At 69.1% G+C, this 524-nt stretch carries 1 protein-coding gene; it reads left to right on the top strand.

Features of this window, described 5'->3' with window-relative positions; translation table 11 throughout:
- The first annotated feature begins 22 nt into the window (after nucleotides 1–22).
- The gene (gene mscL, locus JK361_RS40700; RefSeq protein ID WP_201828271.1) at nucleotides 23–466 is read left to right on the top strand and encodes a large conductance mechanosensitive channel protein MscL; all 444 of its coding nucleotides are present in this window, start codon (nucleotides 23–25) and stop codon (nucleotides 464–466) included.
- The last annotated feature ends 58 nt before the right edge of the window (nucleotides 467–524 follow it).

Genomic DNA, 524 nt, shown 5'->3' on the forward strand with positions numbered 1-524 from the left:
AGAGCCTCTTAGGGGTGAGAAGGTGAAGGGCTTCCGCAGCTTCATCCTGCGCGGCAACGTGGTCGACCTGGCCGTCGGCATCGTCATCGGGGCAGCGTTCACCGCGGTGGTGAACGGCTTCGTCAGCGCCTTTTTGACACCACTCGTCGGGCTGGCAACCGGCGCCACCGGCGACATGAGCCGCAAGACCTTCACCGTAGGCGCCACCAAGTTCCCCTACGGCGCCTTCGCCAACGCGGCGATCAGCTTCCTCCTCCTCGCCAGCGCCCTGTACTTCCTGGTCGTGCTCCCGATCAACAAGCTCCACGAACGCCTCGCCCCGCACCAAGACGTCCAGGCCCCCAAACGGGACTGCCCCGAATGCCTCAGCCCCGTACCCGCCCAGGCCCGACGCTGCGCCTCCTGCACCGTGTCTCTGCCCGCCGTACCCGCTCAGGCCGGGGAGACGACCCAGCGCGCCGGGTGACCCGGCCTCCATGGCCCGGCCTGGGTTGCCGGGCCCGTCGCGGGCACGTCCATGGTGA

It is taken from the genome of Streptomyces musisoli, assembly GCF_016741855.1.
GTDB lineage: Bacteria > Actinomycetota > Actinomycetes > Streptomycetales > Streptomycetaceae > Streptomyces > Streptomyces musisoli.